24 protein-coding genes and 1 pseudogene are annotated in these 25,210 nt (G+C 64.7%); 16 read left to right on the top strand and 9 right to left on the bottom strand.

From position 1 onward, the window contains the following. Positions 1 to 98 precede the first annotated feature (98 nt). The 7 genes and pseudogenes from GGR00_RS13160 to GGR00_RS28285 all read left to right on the top strand — a co-directional run. Entirely contained in the window at positions 99 to 287 is a 189-nt protein-coding gene (locus GGR00_RS13160; protein WP_055970301.1) for a hypothetical protein, read from the top strand. Between the two features lie 122 nt (positions 288 to 409). After that, complete coding sequence (gene ypfJ / locus GGR00_RS13155) at positions 410 to 1,318, top strand: KPN_02809 family neutral zinc metallopeptidase (protein ID WP_184699654.1); 909 nt, start codon at positions 410 to 412, stop codon at positions 1,316 to 1,318. Beyond that, a complete protein-coding gene (locus GGR00_RS13150) occupies positions 1,319 to 2,239 on the top strand; it encodes an aldo/keto reductase (RefSeq protein WP_184699653.1) in 921 nt (306 codons plus the stop codon). Positions 2,240 to 2,447: 208 nt separating this feature from the next. Continuing rightward, a complete protein-coding gene (locus GGR00_RS13145; protein WP_184699652.1) occupies positions 2,448 to 3,710 on the top strand; it encodes a TCR/Tet family MFS transporter in 1,263 nt (420 codons plus the stop codon). A gap of 151 nt (positions 3,711 to 3,861) precedes the next feature. Beyond that, positions 3,862 to 4,125, top strand: a complete 264-nt coding sequence (locus GGR00_RS13140) for a gamma-glutamylcyclotransferase family protein (RefSeq protein WP_184699651.1) — start codon at positions 3,862 to 3,864, stop codon at positions 4,123 to 4,125. Between the two features lie 178 nt (positions 4,126 to 4,303). Beyond that, complete coding sequence (locus tag GGR00_RS13135) at positions 4,304 to 5,674, top strand: hypothetical protein (protein WP_184699650.1); 1,371 nt, start codon at positions 4,304 to 4,306, stop codon at positions 5,672 to 5,674. A gap of 171 nt (positions 5,675 to 5,845) precedes the next feature. Next, a pseudogene (locus GGR00_RS28285) lies at positions 5,846 to 5,938 on the top strand (IS5/IS1182 family transposase); the annotation flags it as partial. Positions 5,939 to 6,065: 127 nt separating this feature from the next. Here GGR00_RS28285 and carA read toward each other — a convergent pair. Next, positions 6,066 to 7,268, bottom strand: a complete 1,203-nt coding sequence (carA, locus tag GGR00_RS13130; RefSeq protein WP_184699649.1) for a glutamine-hydrolyzing carbamoyl-phosphate synthase small subunit — start codon at positions 7,266 to 7,268, stop codon at positions 6,066 to 6,068. Positions 7,269 to 7,557: 289 nt separating this feature from the next. On the opposite strand from carA, the gene GGR00_RS13125 reads away from it, so the two are divergent. Beyond that, positions 7,558 to 8,007: a GatB/YqeY domain-containing protein gene (locus tag GGR00_RS13125; RefSeq protein WP_055970631.1), complete on the top strand. Its 450-nt coding sequence runs from the start codon at positions 7,558 to 7,560 to the stop codon at positions 8,005 to 8,007. Between the two features lie 78 nt (positions 8,008 to 8,085). Here GGR00_RS13125 and GGR00_RS13120 read toward each other — a convergent pair whose 3' ends face one another. The 3 genes from GGR00_RS13120 to GGR00_RS13110 form a co-directional block, all read right to left on the bottom strand. Then, on the bottom strand, positions 8,086 to 8,670 hold the full coding sequence (locus GGR00_RS13120) for a glyoxalase superfamily protein (RefSeq protein WP_184699648.1): 585 nt from the start codon (positions 8,668 to 8,670) through the stop codon (positions 8,086 to 8,088). A gap of 174 nt (positions 8,671 to 8,844) precedes the next feature. Beyond that, a complete protein-coding gene (locus tag GGR00_RS13115) occupies positions 8,845 to 10,008 on the bottom strand; it encodes an amidohydrolase (protein ID WP_184699647.1) in 1,164 nt (387 codons plus the stop codon). 225 nt (positions 10,009 to 10,233) lie between these two features. Next, positions 10,234 to 11,898, bottom strand: a complete 1,665-nt coding sequence (locus GGR00_RS13110; RefSeq protein ID WP_184699646.1) for a Na/Pi cotransporter family protein — start codon at positions 11,896 to 11,898, stop codon at positions 10,234 to 10,236. A 312-nt stretch (positions 11,899 to 12,210) separates the two neighbouring features. On the opposite strand from GGR00_RS13110, the gene dnaG reads away from it, so the two are divergent. The 3 genes from dnaG to GGR00_RS13095 all read left to right on the top strand — a co-directional run bounded on the left by dnaG (position 12,211) and on the right by GGR00_RS13095 (position 17,876). Beyond that, positions 12,211 to 14,166 (top strand): DNA primase, encoded by a 1,956-nt coding sequence (gene dnaG, locus GGR00_RS13105; RefSeq protein ID WP_184699645.1) that lies wholly within the window; start codon positions 12,211 to 12,213, stop codon positions 14,164 to 14,166. A 324-nt stretch (positions 14,167 to 14,490) separates the two neighbouring features. Next, positions 14,491 to 16,512 (top strand): RNA polymerase sigma factor RpoD, encoded by a 2,022-nt coding sequence (gene rpoD / locus GGR00_RS13100; RefSeq protein WP_055970274.1) that lies wholly within the window; start codon positions 14,491 to 14,493, stop codon positions 16,510 to 16,512. Between the two features lie 74 nt (positions 16,513 to 16,586). Next, complete coding sequence (locus GGR00_RS13095) at positions 16,587 to 17,876, top strand: glycosyltransferase family 4 protein (RefSeq protein ID WP_184699644.1); 1,290 nt, start codon at positions 16,587 to 16,589, stop codon at positions 17,874 to 17,876. 66 nt (positions 17,877 to 17,942) lie between these two features. On the opposite strand, the gene GGR00_RS13090 is transcribed toward GGR00_RS13095, so the two are convergent. The 3 genes from GGR00_RS13090 to GGR00_RS13080 form a co-directional block, all read right to left on the bottom strand. Then, positions 17,943 to 18,413, bottom strand: a complete 471-nt coding sequence (locus GGR00_RS13090) for a DUF305 domain-containing protein (protein ID WP_246441359.1) — start codon at positions 18,411 to 18,413, stop codon at positions 17,943 to 17,945. 145 nt (positions 18,414 to 18,558) lie between these two features. Beyond that, positions 18,559 to 20,718 carry a right-handed parallel beta-helix repeat-containing protein gene (locus tag GGR00_RS13085; protein ID WP_184699643.1) on the bottom strand — a complete coding sequence of 720 codons (2,160 nt, stop codon included), beginning with the start codon at positions 20,716 to 20,718 and terminating at the stop codon, positions 18,559 to 18,561. 244 nt (positions 20,719 to 20,962) lie between these two features. Beyond that, positions 20,963 to 21,226: a DUF2798 domain-containing protein gene (locus GGR00_RS13080; RefSeq protein WP_055970263.1), complete on the bottom strand. Its 264-nt coding sequence runs from the start codon at positions 21,224 to 21,226 to the stop codon at positions 20,963 to 20,965. A 228-nt stretch (positions 21,227 to 21,454) separates the two neighbouring features. Here GGR00_RS13080 and GGR00_RS13075 point away from each other — a divergent pair, with 228 nt between their 5' ends. The 4 genes from GGR00_RS13075 to GGR00_RS13060 all read left to right on the top strand — a co-directional run bounded on the left by GGR00_RS13075 (position 21,455) and on the right by GGR00_RS13060 (position 23,424). Then, positions 21,455 to 22,066 (top strand): LysE family translocator, encoded by a 612-nt coding sequence (locus GGR00_RS13075; RefSeq protein WP_055970261.1) that lies wholly within the window; start codon positions 21,455 to 21,457, stop codon positions 22,064 to 22,066. 11 nt (positions 22,067 to 22,077) lie between these two features. After that, positions 22,078 to 22,536 (top strand): GNAT family N-acetyltransferase, encoded by a 459-nt coding sequence (locus GGR00_RS13070; RefSeq protein WP_184699642.1) that lies wholly within the window; start codon positions 22,078 to 22,080, stop codon positions 22,534 to 22,536. A 181-nt stretch (positions 22,537 to 22,717) separates the two neighbouring features. Next, entirely contained in the window at positions 22,718 to 23,011 is a 294-nt protein-coding gene (locus GGR00_RS13065) for a GYD domain-containing protein (protein WP_055970258.1), read from the top strand. A gap of 122 nt (positions 23,012 to 23,133) precedes the next feature. Further along, positions 23,134 to 23,424, top strand: coding sequence for an HlyU family transcriptional regulator (locus GGR00_RS13060; protein ID WP_055970255.1), 291 nt, complete (start codon positions 23,134 to 23,136; stop codon positions 23,422 to 23,424). Between the two features lie 57 nt (positions 23,425 to 23,481). Here GGR00_RS13060 and GGR00_RS13055 read toward each other — a convergent pair whose 3' ends face one another. Next, a complete protein-coding gene (locus tag GGR00_RS13055; protein ID WP_184699641.1) occupies positions 23,482 to 24,084 on the bottom strand; it encodes a TetR/AcrR family transcriptional regulator in 603 nt (200 codons plus the stop codon). A gap of 69 nt (positions 24,085 to 24,153) precedes the next feature. Here GGR00_RS13055 and GGR00_RS13050 point away from each other — a divergent pair, with 69 nt between their 5' ends. After that, positions 24,154 to 24,579, top strand: coding sequence for a VOC family protein (locus GGR00_RS13050; RefSeq protein ID WP_055970251.1), 426 nt, complete (start codon positions 24,154 to 24,156; stop codon positions 24,577 to 24,579). Positions 24,580 to 24,653: 74 nt separating this feature from the next. Here the strand turns inward: GGR00_RS13050 and GGR00_RS13045 are convergent, their stop codons facing one another. Continuing rightward, complete coding sequence (locus tag GGR00_RS13045; protein ID WP_343065546.1) at positions 24,654 to 25,163, bottom strand: hypothetical protein; 510 nt, start codon at positions 25,161 to 25,163, stop codon at positions 24,654 to 24,656. Positions 25,164 to 25,210: the final 47 nt, after the last annotated feature.

The raw sequence follows: 25,210 nt of genomic DNA, 5'->3' as shown, positions 1-25,210 counted from the left end.
TGCTGCCGCGTGCCTGACGATCCTGGCGGGAACCAGCGCGGCGCGCCTGCGTTAGCCTGAGCGCCGGCTGGATTCCGGCGCCTGGGAGGAAGCGAAAGATGGCGATCACTCAAGCTCCGACGGCGAAGGGCAAGGCGGCTGCCAAGGGCCTGCACAAGGCTGCGGCCAAGCAAGAACGCAAGGTCGAGGCGAAGACCGGCCAGGACTTCAAGAAGGGCGAAAAGCGCTTCGAGGAGCGGGCCAAAAGCTCCGACGGCAAGAGCGCCGGGACCAAGCAGAAGAGCTGACCGCCGGCGGTTGCGCGCCCGGGTGGCACAACCAAAAACCCTGTGACTTGAATCAAGCGTTGGGCTAATTGTCTCCCTGAGCGGAGCCAAGCCCGCGACGACGAACATTGAGGGATATGCCCATGCGTTGGAGAGGCCGTCGCCAGAGTGACAATGTGCAGGATGCGCGCGGCCAGGGCGGCGGCGGGCTGGGCGGCGGCTTCGGCCGCGGCAGCGGACGGCTGCCGATGGGCCCGCGCATCGGCGGCGGCGGCGGAATTTCCGGCATCATCATTCTCGTCGTGCTGTTCTTTGCATTGCGCGCCTGCGGCATCGACCCGATGCAGATCCTGGCCGGCGGCGACGGCTCGGGACCGGGCGGCGGCCAGGTGACCGAAGGCGGCGCGCCGGCAAACGACGAGATGACGCAGTTCGTCTCGACGGTGCTGGCCGAGACCGAAGACACCTGGAACGGCATCTTCCAGGCCGAAGGGCTGAAGTACGAAGAACCCAAGCTTCTGCTGTTTTCCGGCCAGGTTTCCTCGGCCTGCGGCTACGCCTCGTCGGCTTCGGGGCCGTTCTACTGCCCCGGCGACAAGAAGGTCTATCTCGACACCTCGTTCTTCAACCAACTGGCCAAGCAGTTCGGTGCCGCGGGCGATTTCGCCCAGGCCTATGTGATTGCCCACGAGGTCGGCCACCACGTGCAGAACCTGACCGGCATCCTGCCCAAGTTCAACCAGATGCGGCAGCAGATGAGCGAGGCCGACGCCAACCAGATGTCGATGCGCGTCGAGCTGCAGGCCGACTGCTTCGCCGGCGTGTGGGGCTATTACACCGCACAGAAGGGCCTGCTCGAGGACGGCGACATCCAGGAGGCGCTGAACGCGGCCCAGCAGATCGGCGACGACACGCTGCAGAAGCGCATGCAGGGCTATGTCGTGCCGGAAAGCTTCAACCACGGCACCTCGGACCAGCGCCAGCGCTGGTTTGCCGCCGGCCTGAAGAGTGGCAAGCTGTCGTCCTGCGACACCTTCAACAACCCGATCTGAATGGCTGCGGACAGGCGCATCGAACTGGTGCCGGGCGGCCCGTCGCTGTCGCGGCTGGTGTTCGGCGCCTGGCGCCTGCTGGACGGCGGAGCGACGCGGGACGCCGACGCGGTTGCCCGGCTGATCGACATTTCGGCCGGGCTCGGCATCACTAGCTTCGACCATGCCGACATCTATGGCGGCTACCAGGTCGAGGAGGCCTTCGGCGCAGGTCTGGCACGCTGGAAGGGCCGGCGCGACAGCATCGAGCTGATCAGCAAATGCGGCATCATGCTGAAATCGCCGCAGCGGCCGGAAAACTGGCTGAAGCATTATGACACCGGTGCCGCCCATATCGCGGCGTCGGTCGACCGGTCGCTCAAGAACCTCGGCACCGACTATCTCGACCTTTTGCTGATCCACCGGCCCAACCCGCTGATGGATGCCGACGAGACGGCGGCGGGGCTGGAGCGGGTGGTGCAGGCGGGCAAGGTGCGCGCCGTCGGGGTCTCGAACTTCACGGTGCCGCAGTTCGACCTGCTGGCGTCGCGTCTGCCGTTTCCTGTCGTCACCAACCAGATCGAGCATTCGGTGCTGGAGACCTCGGCGCTGACGGACGGCAGGCTCGACCATGCGCAAAGGCTGCGCTACGCACCGATGATCTGGTCGCCGCTGGGGGGCGGGTCGCTGTTCACCGGCGACGGCCAGCGCGAGCACAAGGTGCGGGCCGCGCTGAGCGTGGCGGCGGCCGAGACCGGCGCGCACGACGTTGCTACCGTCGCCATCGCCTGGCTGCTGCGCCATCCGGCGCGGCTGGTGCCGGTGCTCGGCACGATGAAGCCGGAGCGGCTGGCGCAGCTGGCCCGCGCGCTCGATGTCACACTCGACCGCCAGCAATGGTTCTCGATCCTCGAAGCGAGCGAGGGCAGGGCGGTCCCGTAACGTTCCGTCCGTGCCTCTGGACACATCAGACATTTTGATGTGTTCACGCATTGTTCCTGATCCTTGCCGCTGATATAAGCGACGTTCCGCACTGCCCCCGGCGGTTCGATCCCCGCTGCTGCCCCCATGCGGCGGCGGTAAACGACATGCTGCGACAGCTTGAAGCGGCGCATCGCCGATGCGCGACCTTGTGCCAGGTGGGTTCGACATGGTTGACGAAAAGACCGCCAAACGAGGCCTTGCGCTCGTCTTCGTGACGCTGCTGCTCGACGTCATCGGTTTTGGCATCATCATGCCGGTGCTGCCTGCCTTCCTGCAGGAACTGACCGGCGTCGGCATCAGCGAAGCGGCGATCGAGGGTGGCTGGCTGTTCTTCGTCTATGCGGCGATGCAGTTCCTGTTTGCGCCGCTGATGGGCAATCTGAGCGACCGGTTCGGCCGCCGGCCGATCCTGCTCGCCTCGGTGCTGACCTTCGCCATCGACAACCTGATCTGCGCCTTTGCCTGGTCCTATGCGATGCTGTTCATCGGCCGCGTGCTGGCCGGAATCAGCGGCGCCAGCTATTCGACCGCCTCGGCCTTCATCGCCGACGTCTCGACCGACGAGAACAGGGCGAAGAATTTCGGCCTGCTCGGCATCGCCTTCGGCGTCGGCTTCGTGATCGGGCCGGTGCTCGGCGGCCTGCTGGGCGGGTTCGGACCGCGCGTGCCGTTCTTCTTTGCCGCCGGCCTTGCCTTCCTCAATTTCGTCCTCGCCTATTTCTTCCTGCCGGAGACGCTGACCAGGGAGAACCGCCGCAAATTCGAGCTCAAGCGCGCCAACCCGCTGGGCGCGCTCCGCCAGATGCGCAACTACAAGGGCATCGGCTGGATCGGCATGGTGTTCTTCCTGATGACGCTGGGCCACATGATGTACCCGGCGGTGTGGTCGTTCGTCGGCAGCTACCGCTACGGCTGGAGCGAGCAGCAGATCGGCTTTTCGCTCGGCGTGTTCGGCATCGGCGGGGCGCTTGTCATGGCGCTGGTGCTGCCGCGCGCCATCCCAAGGCTCGGCGAGTGGCGCACGGCGGCGGTGGGCCTGGCGTTCACCACCGTCGCCGCCTTCGGCTATGCCGCGGCCTGGGAGGGCTGGCTGGTCTATGCGGTGATCGTGGCGACCTGCCTCGAGGCGCTTGCCGACCCGCCGCTGCGCAGCCTCGCGGCGGCCAAGGTGCCGCCATCGGCGCAGGGCGAGCTGCAAGGCGCGATGACCAGCCTGTTTTCGATCACCAGCATCATCACGCCGCTGCTCTACACCGGCATCTTCGCCTGGTTCACCGGGCCGAACGCCCCGGTCTCGTTTGCCGGCGCGCCCTATGTGCTGGGCGGCATCTTCATCGCCATGGCGCTGGCGGTGTTCGTGCTGAAGGTGGAGAGGCCGACGGAGCAAAAGGGAACGGACGCCAGCGAGGCCGAGAGCGTGAATACATAGACTCGGAATGACGGGTGTGGGGTGGCAAGCGGACTGGCAGCTTCTGGATGCAGATGCGAGAGTGGAATGAGACAGGAGCCGACTTGCCGCTCTTGGCGCTCGCGGTCCGCGACTCACGGCGGGGGGCATCGCCCATGCTGGCGGCCACACATTGGCCTTCACCAAAAGAAGCAAAGACTTATCGGGCAAAGCTACGCTGGCCAAGTCCGATGATTTACGGCAGTACGGTGTCCTGTTCGAAATCGACGATCGCGAGTTGCCCAACCTCGACCGAGAGGAAGGTTGTGGCAACGGATATGAGCGCGATGATACATTTCCGGTTGTTCTTCCCGATGGCACCAAGATCAGGGCGGTCACCTATATAGCGTCTAAGTCCGAATCCGGCCTCACGCCCTATGATTGGTATTGGCTCTGATCGTGGCCGGAGCAAAGCAACATGACTTGCCAGCCGAACAGATCGAAGCGTTGCAATCTACTGTGTTTGACAATGTGGATAGAATCCAGAGAGCCATCGATGGTCGACGCGATGCCATGGCCGCACTTAACCACGCCGGATTTGCTAGCCTCACCGGCATTCTCGATAGGGAGCCGTCGTGAGCGCGCAGCGCGATCTGGTCAAAGATATCATCCGTGAACTAGTACGGCTCGAAGCCATACCGATAGCAGAGCGGTCGAAAGTCGACGATTTTTCATTGCCGCGCATGATCGATGCCGGAAACGGTGAATCCCTTATCGTCTCACGTAAGCTCGATGAGGGGATTGAGCGGGTCGCCAAACGGCTGATGGATGACGATCCGCTCTTAAAGCCGAAATTCACGCAGGCCGAATGGCGGGCGATCGTAAGACGCGCATTCGGGCCGGCTCTCGCCTCAATTGACGTAGACTATGATCTTGAAGCGAACGCATTGACCGTCCTTACGCAGGTTAAAAAGACCGCTAATCAGGATGCTACAGGCAAAAGCATTCGAGAATATGCGTTTGGGTGCACGCTTTTTGGCGGCAAAGATTTCAAACCATTCTCCATCGGCCCGGTCTTATTTGAGCCGCGAGACGTTTGGCTCGAACGTAAGTACCAGGATAGCGGGATTTCAACGCGATCCCAGCGGCGGATTGAGCGCATATGGCAAGGTGGTAAACTTCGAAAGCGCAAACCGTCATTCGACAGCATCGCCGAATTGGACGTTATCGACGCCATCGGATCGTGCAAATTTGTATGCAGCATTGCCATCCATGATTTGGCGTCGGAGGCCGGACGGGAAAAAGCGCTCATGGCCGCACGATTCGCAACAACGGCCATAGCACTCATGTGGCAAACTCCATCTAAAGCCCTTGACGGCATCAATCTGCTCTTTGATCGCGAACCGCATCGCCGTAAAGCCCTGACCTTTGTCCCCGGCAAAGGCGTACTCTCAGGGTCGAGTTGGTCGCACCCGCCGTTCGGACCTCATATCAAGCCAGTCGAATGGGAAGGCATTTTGGCGGAGAAAGCCGACATATTTGCGGTCGTGGGAGAGATGCTGGCCTACGTCATTAGCCCCGACGGGGCCGTCGCCCGCCCCAATATGATGTCAACGCTGTTTCATGCGTTCTTGTGGTTTCATGAGGGGTGCCGTGAAAGCTCGTCCCATATGGCCGTCGTCAAACTGGCCGCATCTCTCGACGCTCTGGCATGCGGAAGAAAATCAGGCGGTATACTTACTCTCATCAATGCTCGCCTGAAGATGGAGGACGACAAACCCATTCGTCCCGATGGCCCTACCCTCAAGAAAGCAATCGACCGCATTTATAGCGATGGTCGTAGTCGACTAATCCACGGAAACAACCAAGAATTAGGCAATGACTGGTCCGATACGAAAGCCCTCGCCGAGCAGTTCGGCAGGCTTTGTTTATTGCTCTGTCTTGACTGGATCGCCAACACTCCGAATTGCGATGATCCGGATCAGCTCCGTCTGAGCAAGACCTGACATGACATGCAGCCAGCATCGCTTTCTGCGGCCAGATGTCGGCTTTCGGGAGTTGGTGAGTTTAGTTCCGAACCGCAGTTACGGGGTCGGCAGCGGCTGGCTTTCATGTCGTGGCGAAATCTGATTCAGGCGGCGCATGAGTCGAAATGACCTGGCTCCGCATGGAACGGGATCGAACCGCTTCCAAGTAGACCCCGCAGTGTGCCGCGCGTCGATGACCGCCGCATGCTGAGCGGCATCTCTCAGGTGCTGCGATCCGGCGTGTGATGGCGCGATCTGCCGGAGAGGTACGGCTCCACCGCTACAATACTGGAATGGGGTCAGGGGCATCGCCCGATCGGAGCAAAGAAAAAGCCGCCCGGAGGCGGCTTTGTTTCTTGACCGTCGCGGCTCAGCGCTCGGCGAAGGCGGGTTCGCCCTGGCGTTCGCGGATCAGGTTGGCGAAGCGGCGGAAGAGGTAGTGCGAATCCTGCGGGCCGGGCGACGCCTCGGGGTGGTGCTGGACCGAAAACACCGGGCGGCCAGTGAGCGCTATGCCGCAGTTGGTGCCGTCGAACAGCGAGACGTGGGTCTCTTCGACGCCTTGCGGCAGCGACTTGGCGTCGACGGCGAAACCGTGGTTCATCGACACGATCTCGACCTTGCCGGTGGTGTGGTCCTTGACCGGATGGTTGGCGCCGTGGTGGCCCTGGTGCATCTTCTCGGTCTTGCCGCCGAGGGCCAGCGCCAGCATCTGGTGGCCGAGGCAGATGCCGAAGACGGGCAGTTCGGTCTTCAGCAGGTCCTTGATGACGGGGACCGAATATTCGCCCGTCGCGGCGGGGTCGCCGGGGCCGTTGGACAGGAAGATGCCGTCCGGCTTCATCGCCAGGATGTCCTCGGCCGAGGTCTTGGCCGGAACCACCGTGACCTTGGCGCCGAGGCCGGCGAGCAGGCGCAGGATGTTGCGCTTGACGCCGTAGTCGATGGCGACGACGTGCATGGTTTCTTCGGCGCGCTCGCCATATCCCTCGTTCCAGACCCAGGGGGTCTCGGTCCAGGACGACGACTGGCCGGAGGTGACTTCCCTGGCGAGGTCGAGGCCGACGAGGCCGGACCAGGCGCGGGCCTGGGCCTTGAGGTTCTCGATGTCGAACTTGCCGTCGGGCGCATGCGCGATGACGGCGTTGGGCATGCCCTTTTCGCGGATCAGCGCTGTCAGCGCGCGGGTGTCGACGCCCGACATGGCGACGATGCCGCGGCGCTTCAGCCACTGGTCGAGGTGACCGGCGGCGCGATAGCTCGACGGGTTGGTGACATCGGCCTTGAACACCGCGCCGACCGCGCCGAAGCGGGCCGCCGGGTTGAGGTCCTCGATGTCCTCGTCATTGGTGCCGATGTTGCCGATGTGGGGGAAGGTGAAGGTGACGATCTGGCTGGCGTAGGAGGGGTCGGTGAGGACCTCCTGGTAGCCTGTCAGCGCGGTGTTGAAGCAGACTTCGGCGACGGCCGTGCCGGTGGCGCCGAGGCCTCGGCCCGTAATTACCGTGCCGTCGGCCAGCACCAGAACGGCGGTCGGCACTTCGGTTGCCCAGGGGGCGGTCTCTGAGGCCATGGCGATGCTCCTGCGTAACGGGCGCCGCGACTTGAAAAATGGCTCGGGAGAGGCCATATCGCGCAGCGAAAAGCACGGACGACCACCGTCAGGCGGGCCCCGTGCACAAAACAAACTAGTCCTTGCAAGGCGCGGACAATAAGCGAACCCCGGCGGGTGGTCAATGACCGGTCCGGGATTCGTGGCTAATTATTTTTCCTAATGAAAACAGGAAGTTGGCCATTGTCATTCGGTTTGCCACTGTGGCAGGTCGGCGCTATTGTTTGCGACACGTTCAGGAGTAATGGCCATGCGCGAGATGCTCGCCGAGGCGCTGAAGACTGCATTGAAAGCCGGCGACAAGCGCCGCACCTCGACGCTCAGGCTGATCCAGGCCGCCATCCAGGACCGCGACATCGCCCATCGCGGTGCCGGCAAGGACCCGGTGTCGGACGAGGAAATCCTGCAGATCCTGACCAAGATGGTCAAGCAGCGGCAGGAATCGGCCAAGGCCTTCGAGGAAGGCGCGCGGCTGGAGCTGGCCGCGCAGGAGCGCGACGAAATCGCCATCATCGGCGACTTCCTGCCCAAGCAGATGGCCGAGGACGACGTGCGCGACGCCGCCCAGAAGGTGATCGCCGAGGTCGGCGCCGACGGCCTGCGCGACATGGGACGCTGCATGAACGCGCTCAAGGAGCGCTATCCCGGCCAGATGGACTTCGGCAAGGCAAGCGGCATCGTCAAGAACCTGCTGCAGTAGGTTTTTGACGGCTTCTGTTTCCGCAAATGAGACGCCCCGCCAGTGCGGGGCGTTTTCGTTTTGGGGATAAGGGGAGATTCAGGCGGCGCGACGCAGCTTTATCGGCGTCTTGTCGCGCAGTCCCCAGATGTGGCCGAACGGGTCGAACACAGTGGCGCCGCGGCGGCCGTCGGTTGCTACGCCAAGCTCTCCTCGCAGGATTGCCCCGGCCCCGATCGCCCGTTGCAGGGCGGTTTCGGCGTTGGCGACATCAAGGATGAAGACGGCGCTGACCGCGCCGTGGGCCTTGGGAAAGAACGGCCCGCCGCGCTGCGGCTCGCCTTCGCGGCGCGGATTGGCGCCGCCGACCTGCAGGGCGACGTCGCCGATGCGGAGGTCGATGGAGATCGGCTTGCCCTCGAACATGTAGGCCCCGCCGCGAACGGCCCCGAAGGCGCGCTGGTAGAAGGCGGCGGCTTCTTCCTCGCGGCCATGTTCGACAAGGATTGCCATGGCGAGATCGACCTCGGCATCGCATGCGGCCTTGAGGATGTTCCATTCGTTGAAGCCGAGTTGGCGGGCAACGATCTCGAGGCAGGCGCCGTGCGAGAGATGCACGTCTTGCGCGGCCAAGGCGCCCCGCAGCTCCTTGGCCATGAGTTTGGTTCGGTTCAGTGTCGGCATGGATCGGTTCCCATGAGGGCGACAAATGGCGTCAGTGCTCGCAATTGCTGACGGTCACCCCATGAGGGTCAAACCAGCTTCGTGGTGCATTCACCAATCCGGATGGAGCGAGCGGCAGGCTGCACGGCCGTGGCCAAGTTTACGAATGCGGTCGATTCGCGCAAGCGCGCCGCGTCAGGCGACCGGCAGGCGGTGGCGGGCGGTGGCGGCGTGGAAGCGGGCGCCATGGATCAGGGCGTCGTCGTTGAAGTCGAATGACGGGTTGTGCAGCGGCGCCGAGCCTTCGCCATTGCCGATATAGGCGAAGCAGCCGGGCACATGGTCGAGGAAGCGGGCGAAATCTTCCGAGGCGGTGACGATCTCGCCATGGCCGTTGACGGCGCCTGGGTCGAAGACGGAGCTGGCCGCCTCGATGGCGGCCGCGGTGGCGTCGGCATCGTTGATCAGCGGCACGAACTCCCTGGTGTAGGTCACTTCGGCGCTGCAATTGTAGGTCAGTGCCGTGCCCTCGGCGATGATGCGCATCTGCTGTTCGATCGCAGCGCTGACTTCGGGCCGGAAGCTGCGCGCATCGCCGAGGATGCGGGCGAAGCCGGGCAGGGCGTTGCGGGTGCCGTCGGTGACGAGCTCGGTGACCGAGACGACGGAGATGTCGGCCGGGCTCAGCCGGCGCGAGACGATGGTCTGCAGGTTGGTGACCAGCGCGCAGGCGGCGACGAGCACCTCGCGGCCGCCATGCGGGCGGGCGGCATGGCCACCGAGGCCGCGCAGCACGATCTCGAAATTGTCCTCCGCCGACATGATCGGCCCGGGCCGCGTCTCGAAACGGCCGACGGGCAGGCCGGGCATATTGTGCAGGCCATAGATCTCGTCGAAGGGAAAGCGGCTCATCAGGCCGTCGTCGAGCATGGCGAGCGCGCCCTTGCCCCATTCCTCGGCCGGCTGGAAGACGAAGCGCACGGTGCCGTCGAAGCCGCCGTCGGCGGCGAGCATCCTGGCGGCACCGAGCAGCATCGCGGTGTGGCCGTCATGGCCGCAGGCATGCATGACGCCGTGATTTTGCGAGACGTGGCCGTGGTCGGCCTGCTCGGCGATGCGCAGCGCGTCCATGTCTGCGCGGAGTGCAATCGCCCGGTTGCCGCTGCCGCGGCGCAGCGTGCCGACGACGCCGGTGCCGCCGATGCCCTCGACGACCTCGTCGAGGCCGAATTCGCGAAGCTTGCGGGCGACGAAGGCTGCGGTGCGCTTTTCCTCGAAGCCGAATTCGGGGTGGGCATGCAGGTCGCGCCGCCATGCGGTCATCTCGGCGATGAGGGCGTCGTGGTCGAGCGCGGCCATGTGCTGGCTCCCTTGATGTCGGGAGCAGCCTCGCCCGGAAAGGGCGGGACAGGCAAGGGCGGTTGCTGGGGCCAGCGGGCGGATGAGAAAGGGCCCCTCTCCGTCACGGCTTCGCCGTGCCACTTCTCCCCCACGTCGTGGGGGCGAGGAACCCAAGTCCTGCGAGCTCGCGGGCGGCTCGCCTGTGCCGGACAGACCTGCGCTTCGCTCCGGTTTCCGGGCCGCTCAGCTGGCCTTCAGCCGCGAGCCGCGCAGCAGGCCCTGCTCTTCGAGTACGGGGTAGGCCATCGAGGCGAGCAGGGAGTTGATCTGCTTGAGGTCGCGGATGGTGTCGAGGTGGATGGAACTGGTCTCGACGCTCTTGATGGTGCCGTCGCGCAGGCGCAGGAAGTGGCTCTGGCTGGTCTCTTTCTCGACGTCGCGCAGCCTGTCCTTTTCGAGCACGAGCTGGCGGGCGGTGTTGGCGTCGCGCGACACCAGCACGTTGAAGGCGAGGCGCGCATTGGCCATGACCGAAGCATGGAAGCTGGTCAGCTCACGCCAGCCCTCGGGCGTGAATTCGAGGCCGCGGTCGAGCTTCTTCTGGACGTGGGCGAGCATGTTGCGGACGATGATGTCGCCGACCTGTTCGAGCTTGACGCAGGCGCCGAGCAGTTCCTGGCAGCGCAGCGCCTCGTCCTCGGTCATCGGCCGGATGGTGGCCTTGGCGAGGTAGAGCTTGATGGCGGCATGGCGGCGGTCGACGCGGTCGTCGAGCGAGGCGAGGGCCGCGATCTTGTCGGCGTCGGGCTTTTCGTAGAGCTCGATGATGCGCTGGAGCATGATCTCGATGGTTTCGCAGACCCGCACGACCTCGCGGGTGGCGTTGGCCAGCGCCTGGGACGGCGTGTCGAGCGCGGCTTCGTTGAGCGCGCTGAGTTCGGCGACTGCCATGTCCCTGGCCGGGTCGGCCTTGGTGCCGAGCGCGACGATCTTTTCCGACGCGCTGTAGACCAGCTTCGCCAGCGGGATGCCGGCGACCAGGATGATGCAGTTGAACAGGATATGGGCGTTGATGATCTGGTCGGGCACGGTGGCGCCGAGGAAGGCGACCGAGGGCTTGGCCCAGAGGAAGACGACCAGCATGACCAGCGAGCCTGCGCCGCGCATCAGGAGGTTGCCGATGGGGACGACGCGGACGCCGGGCTCGGCGTTGCGGGTGAGCAGGGGGGCGATGACCGAGCTGCCGAGATTGACGCCGAGCACCAGCACGATGCCGAGTTCGGGCGGCACGAAGCCGCGGCCGGCCAGGGTGACGATCAGCAGCACGGCGGCGATCGAGGAATGGAACAGCCAAGTGACGATGGCCGCCAGCAGATAGGCGGTGACGGGGTCGCCGGCGAAATAGTCGACTATGACGGGCAGGAGCCTGCTTTCGCGCAGCGGCTCGGAGGCCTGGCCGACCATTTCGAGCGACAGCACGAGCAGGCCGATGCCGACGAGGATGCGGCCGGTCTGCTGCCAGCTGCGGCGGTCGGTGGCCAGGAACATGGTGGTGCCGGCGGCGAGGCAGATCGGCACCAGCAAGGACAGGTCGAAGGTCAGGATCTTGATGACCAGCGCCGAGCCGATCTCGGCGCCGCGCACGGCGAGCTGGCCGGCGATGCCGCTGACGATGCCGGCCCCGGCGAAGGAGCCGACGAGCAGGGTGACCGCGGTGGAACTCTGGAAGGCGATGGCGAGTGCCGTACCGGCCAGCACCGCCAGGATCGGATTGCGCATGGTGTTGCGCAGCTTGTGGCGCAGGACGTCGCCATAGGCGCGCTCGACCCCGGTGCGCACCATGCGCGTGGCAAACAGGAGAAGCGCGACGGCGCCGGCGAGATGCAGCAGGACGACAGACCCGCTCATCGGCTGCACCGGCGGAAGCGGGGGGCGGCTGCGAGCGGCAGGACGCGGATGCGAATCACTGTCATGACCATGTCGATTATCTTAGCCGGATAATATTTTTCGTCCATATTGCACGCGTGTGCATTGCCCGCAAGATATGTGAACGGGTCATATAGGAGATACGTTCGGCGGAGCGTCGGGTTCCCGGGCGACATCCGTGCACGCAATTGGAACGATCGCGGCTTCCGGCCTGTGAACAGCGGGCATGCCGGCGAATAGGAGTCGTGTCGGAGGGGGCGAAGGCCTATATCAGTTTCAAACAAGCAGGACCCGATGCGCTTTTCCGACGGATTTTTGAGCGAGATACGAGACCGCGTGCCGATTTCGGCCGTGGTGGGACAGCGCGTGACCTGGGACCGCAAGAAGACCAATGCGCCGCGCGGCGACTTTTGGGCGTGCTGCCCGTTCCATGGCGAGAAGTCGCCTTCGTTCCACTGCGAGGACCGCAAGGGCCGCTACCACTGCTTCGGCTGCGGCGTGTCGGGCGATCATTTCCGCTTCCTGACCGACCTCGACGGCATGACCTTCCCGGAGGCGGTCGAACGCATCGCCGAGATGGCCGGCGTGCCGATGCCGGCGCGCGACGCGCATGAGGAGCGGCGCGAGAAGGAACGCGCCAGCCTGACCGACGTCATGGAACTGGCGACGACATTCTTCGAGGACCGGCTGCAAAGCGCGGACGGGGCGCGGGCACGGGCCTATCTGCGCGACCGCGGGCTGACGCCGGCGACGCAGCAGACGTTCAGGCTCGGTTTTGCGCCCGACAGCCGCAATGCGCTCAAGGAATTCCTCGCGTCCAAGGGCATCGAAAAATTGCAGATGGAGGCCTGCGGGCTGACCGTGTTCGAGGACGTGCCGGTGTCCTACGACCGCTTCCGCGACCGCATCATGTTCCCGATCCCGGATTCGCGCGGCCGCATCATCGCCTTCGGCGGACGCGCCATGTCGGCGGAAGTCTCGGCCAAATATCTGAACTCGCCTGAAACCGAGCTCTTCCACAAGGGCAACGTGCTCTACAATTTCGCCCGCGCCCGCAAGGCGCTGCAGAAGGGCGGGGCGGTGATCGCCGTCGAAGGCTACATGGACGTGATCGCGCTGGCCCAGGCCGGGTTAGACAATGCGGTGGCGCCGCTCGGCACGGCGCTGACCGAAAACCAGCTCGAGCTGCTGTGGCGCATGTCGGGTGAGCCGGTGCTGTGCTTCGACGGCGACAAGGCCGGCCTCAAGGCCGCCTATCGCGCCGCCGACATGGTGCTGCCGCTGGTGGCGCCGGGCCATACGGCGCGCTTTGCCTTACTGCCCGAGGGCAAGGACCCCGACGATTTGGTCAAGGCCGAGGGGCCCGAGGCGTTTCGCGCGGTGCTTTCGGAAGCACGGCCCTTGTCCGACCTGGTCTGGATGCGCGAGACCTCGGGTGGCGTGTTCGATACGCCCGAGCGTCGTGCCGAGCTCGAAAAGACGCTGCGCGAACTGACCGGCCGGATCAAGGACGAGAGCGTCCGCTATCACTACCAGCAGGAGATGCGCGAACGGGTGCTGAGTTTCTTCGGCAACCAGCGCGGCCGGCAGCAGGGCCAGGGCGACCGCGGCAAGGGCTCGTTCGGCAAGCCCGGATTCGGCAAGGGCAACGAGCGCGGCCAGTGGAACAAGGGCGGCGGTGCCGCCGCAGGCAGGCTGGCCGTGTCGGAGAGCCTGGCGCGCTCGGCGATGGTCAAGCGGGCAGGCGGCATCATGCCGCTGCGCGAGGCGGCCCTCGTGGTGGCCCTGGTCAACCATCCCTCCCTGATCGACGAGAATTTCGACCATGTCGAAAAGCTCGATCTCAGCCATGGCGAATTGCGCCAACTGCATTCGGTGCTGATCGATGCCATGGCGCATGGAGAGGCCAACACGCGCGAGGGAGTGGTGGCGGCGATCGAGCGCGCCTCCTGCGCCGAGATGTGGGAGCGGGCGGTGGCGCTGGCGCGACGGACGCGGCAGTGGACCGCGCTCGAGGACGCGGCACTCGAAGACGCCCGCGACGCCTTCGCGCAGGCGCTGCACTTGCACCGCAGCGCCCGTACCTTACATAAGGAACTGAAACAGGCCGAGGCGGCGCTGGCCACCGATCCGACCGACGAAAACTATCGGCATCTGGTGGAGATCCAGGCGCAGTTTCATGACGTGCAAGCTACCGAGGCGCTTATCGAAGGCTTCGGTGTGTCCTCGGGCCGAGGCGGGCGAAACTAGGGCGAGAGAGCGAAAATCCCGCATTTGATTCGCTTTTTTGCAGCGAATCATGCGACAGGCGCTTGACCTTCCGCCGGAATGACGGAATCAGGTCGATTCGAAAAGTTAACCGGCGGCCAGACCGCCAGTCGTGTCGACGGCCTGTAGAATGCGGATTGGGTGCTTGTCACTGGACAGGAAGATAATCCGCCACAGATATCAGGGTTAATCTGGACTTAACACAGGTGCAGCTACTGGCAGTTCAGGCGCAGGTTGGATGAGGCGATCTGATTTGCACTGTCCGAGAGTTTAAGCGGCTGACGGGCCGCCTGGAGAAAGCAAAGAATGGCGACAAAAGAAAAGGAAGAGGTCGAGACCGAACGCGAAGGCGCTGCTGACGGCCCTTTGCTCGACCTTTCCGATGACGCTGTCAAGAAGATGATCAAGCTCGCGAAAAAGCGCGGCTATGTCACGATGGACGAGCTTAATGCGGTGCTTCCCTCGGAAGAGGTGACCTCCGAGCAGATCGAAGACACGATGGCGATGCTGTCCGACATGGGCATCAACGTAGTCGAGGACGACGAGCAGGGGGAGGAAGCCGAGGCCGCCGAAGGCGATGCCGAGGAAGATGCCAACGAGCTTGCCGAACAGACCGGCACCGCCGTCGCCGCGACCACCACCAAGAAAGAGCCGACCGACCGCACCGACGATCCGGTGCGCATGTACCTGCGCGAGATGGGCTCGGTGGAGCTTCTGTCGCGCGAAGGCGAAATCGCCATCGCCAAGCGCATCGAGGCCGGTCGCGAAACGATGATCGCCGGCCTGTGCGAGAGCCCGCTGACCTTCCAGGCCATCATCATCTGGCGCGACGAGCTCAACGAAGCCAAGATACTGCTGCGCGAGATCATCGATCTCGAGGCGACCTATGCCGGCCCCGAGGCCAAGCAGGCGCCGATCGTCGAGCGCGTCGATGAAGACGCCAAGCCGAAGGAAGAGCCGAAGGCCGGGCGCCGCCGTGGCGACGACGAGGACGACGTCACCAATGTCGGCGGCGACAACCGCGGCGAGGAAGAGGAAGAAGACGAAGACGAGGCCAGCCTGTCGCTGGCGGCCATGGAAGCAGAGCTTCGGCCGCAGGTGATGGAGACGCTCGACGTCATCGCCGACACCTACAAGAAGCTGCGCAAGCTGCAGGACCAGCAGGTCGAGAACCGTCTCGCCGCCGCCGGCACGCTGTCGCCGAGCCAGGACCGTCGCCTGAAGGAGCTGAAGGACCAGCTCATCAAGGCGGTGAAGTCGCTGTCGCTGAACCAGGCCCGCATCGAGGCGCTGGTCGAGCAGCTCTACGACATCAACAAGCGGCTGGTGCAGAACGAGGGCAAGCTGTTGCGCCTCGCCGAAAGCTACGGCGTGCGCCGCGAGGAATTCCTGCGCGAGTACCAGGGCTCCGAGCTCGACCCGAACTGGACCCGTTCGATCGCCAACCTGTCCAGCCGCGGCTGGAAGGAGTTTACCAAGAACGAGAAGGATGCGATCCGCGACTTGCGCGCCGAGATCCAGAACCTGGCCACCGAAACGGCGATCTCGATCCTGGAATTCCGCAAGATCGTCAACCAGGTGCAGAAGGGCGAGCGCGAAGCAGCGATCGCCAAGAAGGAAATGGTGGAAGCCAACCTTCGCCTGGTGATCTCCATCGCCAAGAAGTACACCAACCGCGGCTTGCAGTTCCTGGACCTGATCCAGGAAGGCAACATCGGCCTGATGAAGGCGGTCGACAAGTTCGAGTACCGCCGCGGCTACAAGTTCTCGACCTATGCCACATGGTGGATCCGGCAGGCGATCACCCGTTCGATCGCCGACCAGGCCCGTACCATCCGCATTCCGGTGCACATGATCGAGACGATCAACAAGATCGTCCGGACCTCGCGCCAGATGCTGCACGAGATCGGCCGCGAACCGACGCCGGAGGAACTGGCCGAAAAGCTCGCCATGCCGCTCGAGAAGGTGCGCAAGGTGCTGAAGATCGCCAAGGAGCCGATCTCGCTCGAAACGCCGGTCGGCGACGAGGAGGATTCGCACCTCGGCGATTTCATCGAGGACAAGATGGCGATCCTGCCGATCGATGCGGCGATCCAGGCGAATTTGCGCGAGACCACCACGCGCGTGCTCGCCTCGCTGACCCCGCGCGAGGAGCGCGTGCTGCGCATGCGCTTCGGCATCGGCATGAACACCGACCACACGCTCGAAGAGGTGGGCCAGCAGTTCTCGGTCACCCGTGAGCGTATCCGCCAGATCGAGGCCAAGGCGCTGCGCAAGCTCAAGCACCCGAGCCGCAGCCGCAAGCTGCGCAGCTTCCTCGACAGCTGACATAAAACCAACAAATGGCCGTCCCCCGGGACGGCCATTTTGCTGTGTATCGGTCGAAAATGGATCAGGCCTGTTTGAGTTCACCTGTCTACTACGATCTGAGCGAGCTTTACCTGCTAAGTCGTGGCAGGCTGAAGTTCTATGGCATCGCCAGGGTGGTGGCGGAGATCGGCTACGAGCTGCATCTCCTCGACAAGGGCGTGATCTTCGTCGTCTACGACGAGACGGCGCGCGCCTTCTTCGAGGTCACCCCGCATTTCGGCAAGGCGTCCTACAATGGCGTCGTCGATCTCGGTTTTCCCGAAGGTGCCGTTCCCTACCGGCTGCGGGGGCCAAAGCCGGGCCGCAGCCTGCCGAACCGCGTGTTTGCGACCACGTTCAGCACCTTCCTGAGGGCGGTCAATCGCTCGAAGCTGCGAGCGCTGCAATCGCATCTGAAGCCGATTGCGCTCCAGGATGGTTATCTGGTGTCGGCCGGGCGGCCGAAGCTTCTGGTCGACATGATCGATTGCCTCGCCCGGACTGGTTCCAGGACGCGGTTCTACCCGCTGCTGCACGACTGCATCCCGCTGCATGATTTCGGCGACAAACCGGATGCGTTCCAGCGCAACTTCCATGCCGACAACAACAAGGTGATCCGGCACGCCAGCCATATCATCGCCAATTCGCAGTTCACCGCGAAGGACCTGCAGGCCAAGGTGGAGGAGGGGTTGCTGCCGCCGTTGCCCGGGATGTCCGTGGTTCCGCTGGCGCATGAGTGCCGCGCGGATGGCGAGACGGCAAAGCTCGAGCTGCCGGTACGGCCCTACGTGCTGGGCGTCGGCATCACGCTCGGGCGCAAGAACCTCGACGTCGTTCTCGCCGCGCAGAAGCTGCTGCTGGAACAGGGCAAGACGCCGCCGCTGATGGTGATCGCCGGCGCCAACCGGTGGCGGACGATCGCGGGCCTCAACAGCGGCCGCAATGCGACGGTGGCCCAGCATGTGCTGATGATTGACAACCCCTCGCAGGCCGATCTCATCAGGCTGTACCAGAACGCGCTGGCGACGCTGATGCCGAGCAAGCTCGAGGGCTGGGGCCTGCCGCTGGGGGAATCGCTGTGGCTGGGCACGCCGGCGCTGGCCGCACCGTCGTCGAGCCTGCCCGAGGTCGGCGGCGACCTCGCCGTCTATTTCGACCCGGATTCGCCGGCGGAGCTGGCCGGCTTGCTGGAGCGGCTGGCTACCGACAAGGACTACCGCCTGGGCCTGCAACGGCGGATCGTCGCGGCAAGGTCCAGCTTGCGAAGCTGGAAAGACGTGGCCGAGGACATGCTGGCTGCATTGCAGACCCCCGGCGGCCAGCCGATCGACGCTGCCGGCTGATCGAGGCAGGCCTGCCGATGTGACCGCAGGCCGAAGGTTCGGTTGCAGCCCCTTTGCCGAGCAGGACTATGCGCCTTCGAGGCGCTGCAGGATTTCCCTCATCTTGTCGATCTCGGCCTGCTGGCCGGGCACGATATCGCTGCACAGGGCGGCAATCTCCGGATCGCTGACGGTCGCGTTCTCGCACATCAGCACTGCGCCGGAGTGGTGCGGGATCATCGATTTCAGGAACTGCACGTCGGCGATTGCCGTCTGTTCCCGGATCATGAACCACGAGGCGGTGAATGCCACGAGGCTGAAGACGACGATCGCGACGTTGATGGCGCGGTTGGGGTACATGGCGCGCATGAGCAGGAGCTCGATCAGGATCATCGGGAACACCATCAGCGCCGCCATGTAGAACTGGTTCAGGTTTGCAAAGACATCGGCGAAGGTGTTCACCATGGCGTACATGAGGGCAAACATGGCGATGAAGGACAGAACTGCCATCGCCAGAAGACGAAGGTAGTTGTGCATGGAATGATGTTGGATGTTCATGGCATTTACCTTGGTTTGATCTGACATGGGTCGTGCCAGCCAAACCGCTCGATTGAGCAAAGGTTCCGATTTCCTGCTTGCTGCGGCCTGGATGTCTGGCCGTGGAGAGGCCCACGCAACGGAGGTTGCGTGGGCGCGCTCATCGTCAGCGGCAGGTGGCCGTCATCCGGCTGGCGTCGAGGGTGCCGCCGTTGAGGGTGAGCACCGAGCCGTCGGTCTGGGTCAGCGACGTGGCCGACCAGGTGCCCTGGTCGGCGAGGCAGTTCAGCGGCGTGCCGACGACGGTGATGTCGCCGCGGATGTTCTCGGCCGGGCCGGAGAAATAGAGGCCCGCCGTGGATGCGTTTTCGACGCGTATGTTTTCGAAGGTGATGTCGCTCACCGGCCCCTGGAAATTACTGCCATAGATGAATGCGCCATAAGATCCGGCGTTGGTGATGGCGACATCCTCGAAGTGGATGTCGGAAACCGGATTGAAGAAGATCCCGGCATTGCGGGTGCCGTCGATGTTGAGCCCCTTGAACTTGACGTTGGTGGTTGCTGCTTCTTCCGGCAGTGACATCGCCGAGACGAGCATCAGCCCGTTGACGCCGCCCTTCAGCGTCATGTCGGTGATGGTCACATCGGAAGTGCCCTGGAGCACCACCAGATCCATGTCGAGCCCCTGTTCGGAGTTGTCGATGGTGACCTTGTTCATCTCGACGTCGTTGGCGGCGACCAGCAGGATGCCTTCGCGGCGCGACTTGCTGATGGTGACGTTGTCGATGACGATGTTGGTGGCGGCATGGGTGATCACTTCGGGCCAGTCGCTCTGGTCGATGCGGCTGCCGGCGAAGATGCCGTAGGTGACGCTGCCGATGACGGTGTTGCGGACGCTCAGCCCGCTGGTGCCAAGCGCGCTGATCGCGGCATGGGGAGCGAGGTTCGGCCGCCCGACGGCGAACTCGCAGGCGGTGTTGTTGTCGCAGACGAAGAGGTCGTGGATGTAGGCGTTGTCGATCGCGGCACCCGTGACGTTGTCGAGGCGGATGCCGTCGCCGTCGGTTTGCGAGATGTCGACGTTGCGGATCGAGATGCTGGACGCGCCATTCGAGGCGATGCCGGCCAGGCCGCCGGTGATCGTCACGCCTGCGATCTCGCTGCCCGAGGCCATGGCGACGACATTGGCGAGCGGATCCGTGCCGTGCAGCGCCGTTGCCTGGCCGTCGTTGCGGAAGGCGGTCTCGATGCGGCTGTTGGTGCCGCGCACGGCGATGACCCCGCCGCCGCCGAGCATGTGCTGGCCGGTGCCCAGTTGCATCGCCTGGTCCAGCGCGATCGTGCCGTTGGCGAGCACCAGCGCATTCTGGCCGGCGGCGGCGAGGGCTGCGTTGATCGCGGCAGCGTCGCCTGACGCGTCGTCGACATTGACCACCTTGCCGACCGCCCGGCCGCCATGGACAAATTCGGCGGCCTCGATCAGGCCATTGCCGTCGGCGTGGGTGCGGACGAAGTCCGAACGCTCGACGCGCTGGAACATCGGGTCGAACGCGGCATTGCCGCTGCGGCTGGAGCCGCCGAGCGGCACGCGCAGGCGGGCCGTCAGGCCGAATTCGGTGTCGTTCTCGTTGTCGTGGGAAACGGACGCGCCGAGCGTGAAGGTCGAGCCGGAGACGCCGGGCAGGCCTGCGAAGCTTACCTCCGTGCGCGCCTTGACGCCCAGCGTGTCGTCGAGGCCGGTGTCGCCGTCATACCAGTAGGCACCGCCGAAGATCTTCATCTCGGCCGCCATGCCATCGGGGAACACGGGCAGGCGCATGCCGGCTTCGGCATCTGCGCCGGTGCGGGCGAGTTCGCGGCCGGCCTGGATCCTGAGGTCGCTGCCGGAGACGAAGGCGCGGCTCAGGCTTGCGGCATATTTGTCGTCGGTCAGCGGCAGGTAGATGTTGGTGCGGGCTTCGTGGATCGGCCCCAGCGCCTCGGCGCCGAAGGACAGCTGGTTGAAGCTGTTGCCATGGTCGCTGTTGAAGACGTCGTAGTAGCCATAGGCGCCGAGCAGCCAGCCATTGTCGATGCGATGGCGGTAGCCGATGCCGAACGAGGCCTGGCGGGCAGAACCCTCGACGAAGCTGCCGCCGGCATCGAAGAACAGGCCGTCGCCGCCGTCGAGCAGGAAGGGCAGGAAGATGCCGACGCCGCCGGTGCCGTGGCCATAGGCGAGGTTGCCGTCAAGCTCGACTATGGGCTGCTGGACTTGCGCCAGGGCATGGCTGGAGAGGGCGGTGCCGGAGACCAGCGCCGCTGCAAACAGACTTGGGAATTTCATGATCTTTACGTGGGCTTCCGATTGAACGGCGCCGGGATATAATACTTGAGTATGAGAGTCCAGTTTGTAGCTGGACCATCTTTGGATGAAGCTTGTTGTGCCAATTCAATGGGTTGGCGCTTGAGTGGGTTTTTGCCGCAGGCGCCGTTGCAGACGCTGCGGCAGGTGGGGCGGAGCGTGGCTGTGGATAGTCCGGAAGCCGGCGCGGGCAGGAGCGGGTGGCGCCTGGCGCCACCCCTCGAGATCACGGCGCCCTGGGAGACTCGACGACCAGTGCGACGATGCGGCGGACGAGCGGCAGGACGAGCAGCAAGGTGGGAAACGCCACCAGCCAGGACAGCGCCCAGGCCGAAGGCCAGGTGGCGAGGAAGGCGGGCGTCGGGCCGAGGCTCTTCAGCGTCGAGATGGCGGAGACAATGAAGGTCATCACCACAGACAGGACCAGCGGCATGACAAGGGCGGCATAACGCGCCGGCAGCTTGCCGGGCGACTTCGAACGTAAGGTCATTGAAGAGTATTTCCTGAAGTCGGCATCGGTCACGAGAGTGCAAGACATGGCATTCCTCCCGGACGGGCCGGTTGAATGCGTTGCTTGACGTGAGACGCTTACGGCGTGCGCTTGGCGCAGCGGCCCGTTCCTAGTGGGCCTTGGTGCAAAAGGCAACAGCTGCGAAATCAGGTGGCTTCCGCAGCGTCCAGCGTTCAACTAAGGTCCGGTCAAACAAGGGAGATTGCCGTGTCGATCGAATTCCTGCTGACCACGCTGATCATCGTCGCATCGCCCGGCTCGGGTGTCGTCTACACGCTGGCCGCGGGGCTTTCGCGCGGCGGCAAGGCAAGCGTGCTCGCGGCTTTCGCCTGCACGCTCGGCATCGTGCCGCATCTGATTGCGGCGCTGACCGGCATTGCCGCCTTGCTGCATACCAGCGCATTGCTGTTCGAGATCGTCAAATATGCCGGCGTCGCCTACCTGCTCTACATGGCTTGGCAGAGCCTGCGCGAACATGGCGCGCTCAAGGTCGAAGCCAATGCCGACCCGCGCAGCGCCCGCCAGGTGCTGATCGACGGCGTCCTGGTCAACGTGCTGAACCCGAAGCTGTCGATCTTCTTCGTCGCCTTCCTGCCGCAGTTCATCGCGCCCAACGATCCGAACGCACTGGCGCGGATGCTCGAACTGTCCAGCGTGTTCATGCTGGCGACCTTCGTCATCTTCGCCATCTATGGCCTGTGCGCAGCCGCCGTGCGCGACAAGGTGACGGGCAGCCCGCGGGTGATGACCTGGATGCGTCGAACCTTTGCCGCGGCCTTCGTCATGCTCGGCGCCAAGCTGGCGCTGACCGAACGCTGAAGGGCGACGTCATGCAGTTCAGCATCGGCCGCGAGGATCCGGCGACGCCGGAGGTGATTGCGCTGCTGGAGGACGGCGACGCCTATGGCGCGTCGCTCTATCCGGCCGAAAGCAACCACTTCCTGCCGCTCGACGCGCTGCGGGCCGACACTGTGCATTTCGTCGTCGCGCGCGACGGGCAAGGGACGGCCGTCGGCACCGGCGCGATTGCGCTGGCCAATGGCTGGGCCGAGCTCAAGCGCATGTGGGTGGTGCCGGCCGCACGCGGCAAGGGACTGTCCAAGGCGATCCTCGGCGACCTTGAAAGCCGCGCGCGCGACGCCGGGCACAGCCTGATGCGGCTCGAGACAGGGATCGCCAACCACGAGGCACTGGCGCTCTACGAACGCACCGGCTTCGTCCGGCGCGGGCCGTTCGGCGACTACCGCGAAGATCCGTTCAGCGTGTTCATGGAAAAGCGGCTCGACTGAGCCGAGGCAACGCCGGCTGAGCACAGGAGACGTGCAGCCTGTCGGCGGGCAAGGCCATCACAAACTTGCACCTGACCCGGCACGGGAGGATACTCCGGCGCGTCGGACGCATTTCAGGGCAATGACCCGGATGCCTGCCCCGGCTTTCCGCCGTGCGCCGTGGCACCGGAGGGAGGTTGCCGTGACGACTTACATCATGCTGATCAACTGGACGGACCAGGGCATTCGCGATGTCAGGTCCTCGCCCAAGCGGCTCGACGCCGCCAAGAAGCTGCTCGGCGACATGGGGGGCTCGTTCAAGCAGTTCTACCTGACCATGGGCGAGTGCGACATGGTGGCGATTGCCGAGGCGCCGGACGACGCGGTGGTGGCCCGCTTCGCCATGATGCTGGGCCAGGGCGGCAACATCAGGACACGCACGCTCAAGGCATTTCCCGAGCTTGCCTATCGCGAGATCATCGCCTCGCTCGGGTAGGGCCGGCAACATGGAGCCTGGGCGCACGGGCCGCGCGTGCGCCCTGGCTGCGGCCGGTTCGAAACGCCTCGACTGATTCAAGACAAGCGTCTAAGCTTCGGAAAAACAACGGGAAGAACAGCATGTCGTTTCTGAAGAGGCTTTTCGGCGGTGGTGGCGGTGCGGCCGAGCCTGCCGCTGCGGCCGTTGCCAAGGAGATCGAATACAAGGGCTTCTCGATCAAGGCGATGCCCTACAAGGAAGGCGGCCAGTTCCAGACCTGCGGCGTGGTTTCCAAGGACGTCGGCGGCGAGGTCAAGGAGCACAAGTTCATTCGCGCCGACCGCTTCGCCGCCCTCGACGACGCGGTCGAGGTGTCGCTGACCAAGGGCCGGCAACTGGTCGACGAGCAGGGCGAGCGCATGTTCGCCTGAAGCCGGCGGTATCGCCCGGCAGCTTATGGCCCGGCCTTGTGCCGGGCCTTTTGCGTTTCAGGACCGCTCGGGCAGCATCAGCCCGTCGATGACAGCCGAGATGACCGTTATCTCGTCTTCGGGCGAGGCGCCGGCATCGATCGCCAGGGCCGCGCGATCGAAGGCGGCGGCAAGCAGGCCGGTCAGCGCGGCCAGCGGCAGGCGGCGCATGGCGCCGGTCCGCATCGAGGCGGCGAGGCCCTCGCGCAAGGTGCGGTTGCCGTGGCGGTTGTCGATATCGTCCATGCCGGTGCGGCCGAGCACGGCGGGACCGTCGAGCAACAGCAGCCGCGTCCTGCCGGGCGCGCGCATGGCCTGGAGATAGGTCTTGCTGCCGGCAAGCAAGGCTTCCTGGGCGCCGATGGCCGGCGGCGCTGCCGCCTCGATCTCGGCGGCGACGGATGCCGCCTCCTGCTCGGCCACGGCCCGGAACAGCTCCTGCTTGTCGGCGAAGTGGTGGTAGAGCGCGCCGCGCGTGACGCCGGCAGCGGCGACGATCTCCGGCGTGCTGGTCTCGGCGTAGGATTTTTCGGCAAACAGCGTGCGCGCGGCCTCGATCAGGAGAGCGCGTGTCGCCTCGGTGCGGTCACGGTTGGAGCGGCGCTCGGTTTTCTCTTGCATACATTCAGCCTGTATGTTACTTCGCATTTGCATGCAGACTGTATGTCTTTTGAGAGGAGAAGGAAAGCCATGAAGACGACCAGCTACTATCCCGTTCTGATGACCGGCGACGTCGCCGGCACCGCCGCCTTCTATGTCAAGCACTTCCGCTTCGCGTATGAGTTTGACGCCGGCTGGTATGTCCATCTGCGGTCGACGGAGGACAGAAAAGTCGATCTCGCCATCGTCCAGGGCGACCACGAGACGATCCCCGAGGAGGGGCGCGGACGGGTCGCCGGCGTGCTGATCAATTTCGAGGTCAAGGATGTCGATGCCGTGCATGAACGGCTCGTCGCGGAGGGGCTGCCGATCCTGCGCTCGCTGCGCGACGAAGACTTCGGGCAGCGCCACTTCATCACCAGGGACCCCAATGGCGTGCTGATCGACGTCATCACACAGATCCCGCCGAGCCCCGAGTACCTGGCGATGTATGTGCCGGACAGGGTTGACGCCTGACGCAAACGAAAACGGGGGCGCCGCGAGGCGCCTCCGTTACTTTATCCCAACCGGCTTCGACCTGGCCGGCAGGCTCAGTCCTGGATGTAGCAGCGCTTGCGGACGCCCGGTGCCGGATCGCCGAAGGTGTCGTTGTCGCATTCGACGCCGTCGCGGAAGACGCCTTCCTCGTAGCTGCCCATCGTGCCGTATCGCACCCGCTTGCGGCCATAGAAGTCGCAGAAGCCGTTCTCGTTGGCGCAGACTGTCCATCTCTGGCGGCGTGGCTCGTCATAGCCGCCGCCGCCCCGGCCGCGCTGCACGATGTAGCACTCCTTGCGCAGGCCGGGAGCCGGGTCGCCGAAAACGCGGTTCGAGCAGCGGACCGACGGCCTGTCGATGAAGCGCGAGGTCATCCTGCCTTGCGCGCCGTAGACGACTTCGGCGGGAAATGGCAGCCGACAGGTGCCGCCCTCGGTGGCGCAGCGAACCATGCGCTGGGCCGTGGCCGGGGCAGGGGCCAGCATGGACAGGGTTGCAGCCAGGCCGGCGACGCAAAGGGAGGCAAGGGCTGTCCGCATTGCAAATGTGTGGGCGGTTGACACTGGGATGTCCTCGAATCGTTGGAAGACCGCGACTTTGGCCACGACAT

Origin of the sequence: Aminobacter aganoensis, assembly GCF_014206975.1 — a bacterium.
GTDB classification, from domain to species: Bacteria; Pseudomonadota; Alphaproteobacteria; order Rhizobiales; family Rhizobiaceae; genus Aminobacter; species Aminobacter aganoensis.
Note: the sequence above shows the minus strand (reverse complement) of the source record. Positions and strands in the feature narration are given on the sequence as shown.

Bases quoted from the DNA above. Each gene is read 5' to 3' on its own strand.
- GGR00_RS13060 (WP_055970255.1), top strand. From the start codon at position 23,134: ATGTCGTTTCTGAAGAGGCTTTTCGGCGGTGGTGGCGGTGCGGCCGAG.
- GGR00_RS13145 (WP_184699652.1), top strand. From the start codon at position 2,448: ATGGTTGACGAAAAGACCGCCAAACGAGGCCTTGCGCTCGTCTTCGTG.
- GGR00_RS13070 (WP_184699642.1), top strand. From the start codon at position 22,078: ATGCAGTTCAGCATCGGCCGCGAGGATCCGGCGACGCCGGAGGTGATT.
- dnaG (WP_184699645.1), top strand. From the start codon at position 12,211: ATGCGCTTTTCCGACGGATTTTTGAGCGAGATACGAGACCGCGTGCCG.
- carA (WP_184699649.1), bottom strand. From the start codon at position 7,268: ATGGCCTCAGAGACCGCCCCCTGGGCAACCGAAGTGCCGACCGCCGTT.
- GGR00_RS13120 (WP_184699648.1), bottom strand. From the start codon at position 8,670: ATGCCGACACTGAACCGAACCAAACTCATGGCCAAGGAGCTGCGGGGC.
- GGR00_RS13160 (WP_055970301.1), top strand. From the start codon at position 99: ATGGCGATCACTCAAGCTCCGACGGCGAAGGGCAAGGCGGCTGCCAAG.
- GGR00_RS13080 (WP_055970263.1), bottom strand. From the start codon at position 21,226: ATGACCTTACGTTCGAAGTCGCCCGGCAAGCTGCCGGCGCGTTATGCC.
- GGR00_RS13050 (WP_055970251.1), top strand. From the start codon at position 24,154: ATGAAGACGACCAGCTACTATCCCGTTCTGATGACCGGCGACGTCGCC.
- GGR00_RS13085 (WP_184699643.1), bottom strand. From the start codon at position 20,718: ATGAAATTCCCAAGTCTGTTTGCAGCGGCGCTGGTCTCCGGCACCGCC.
- GGR00_RS13125 (WP_055970631.1), top strand. From the start codon at position 7,558: ATGCGCGAGATGCTCGCCGAGGCGCTGAAGACTGCATTGAAAGCCGGC.
- ypfJ (WP_184699654.1), top strand. From the start codon at position 410: ATGCGTTGGAGAGGCCGTCGCCAGAGTGACAATGTGCAGGATGCGCGC.
- GGR00_RS13090 (WP_246441359.1), bottom strand. From the start codon at position 18,413: ATGAACATCCAACATCATTCCATGCACAACTACCTTCGTCTTCTGGCG.
- GGR00_RS13110 (WP_184699646.1), bottom strand. From the start codon at position 11,898: ATGAGCGGGTCTGTCGTCCTGCTGCATCTCGCCGGCGCCGTCGCGCTT.
- GGR00_RS13055 (WP_184699641.1), bottom strand. From the start codon at position 24,084: ATGCAAGAGAAAACCGAGCGCCGCTCCAACCGTGACCGCACCGAGGCG.
- GGR00_RS13150 (WP_184699653.1), top strand. From the start codon at position 1,319: ATGGCTGCGGACAGGCGCATCGAACTGGTGCCGGGCGGCCCGTCGCTG.
- rpoD (WP_055970274.1), top strand. From the start codon at position 14,491: ATGGCGACAAAAGAAAAGGAAGAGGTCGAGACCGAACGCGAAGGCGCT.
- GGR00_RS13115 (WP_184699647.1), bottom strand. From the start codon at position 10,008: ATGGCCGCGCTCGACCACGACGCCCTCATCGCCGAGATGACCGCATGG.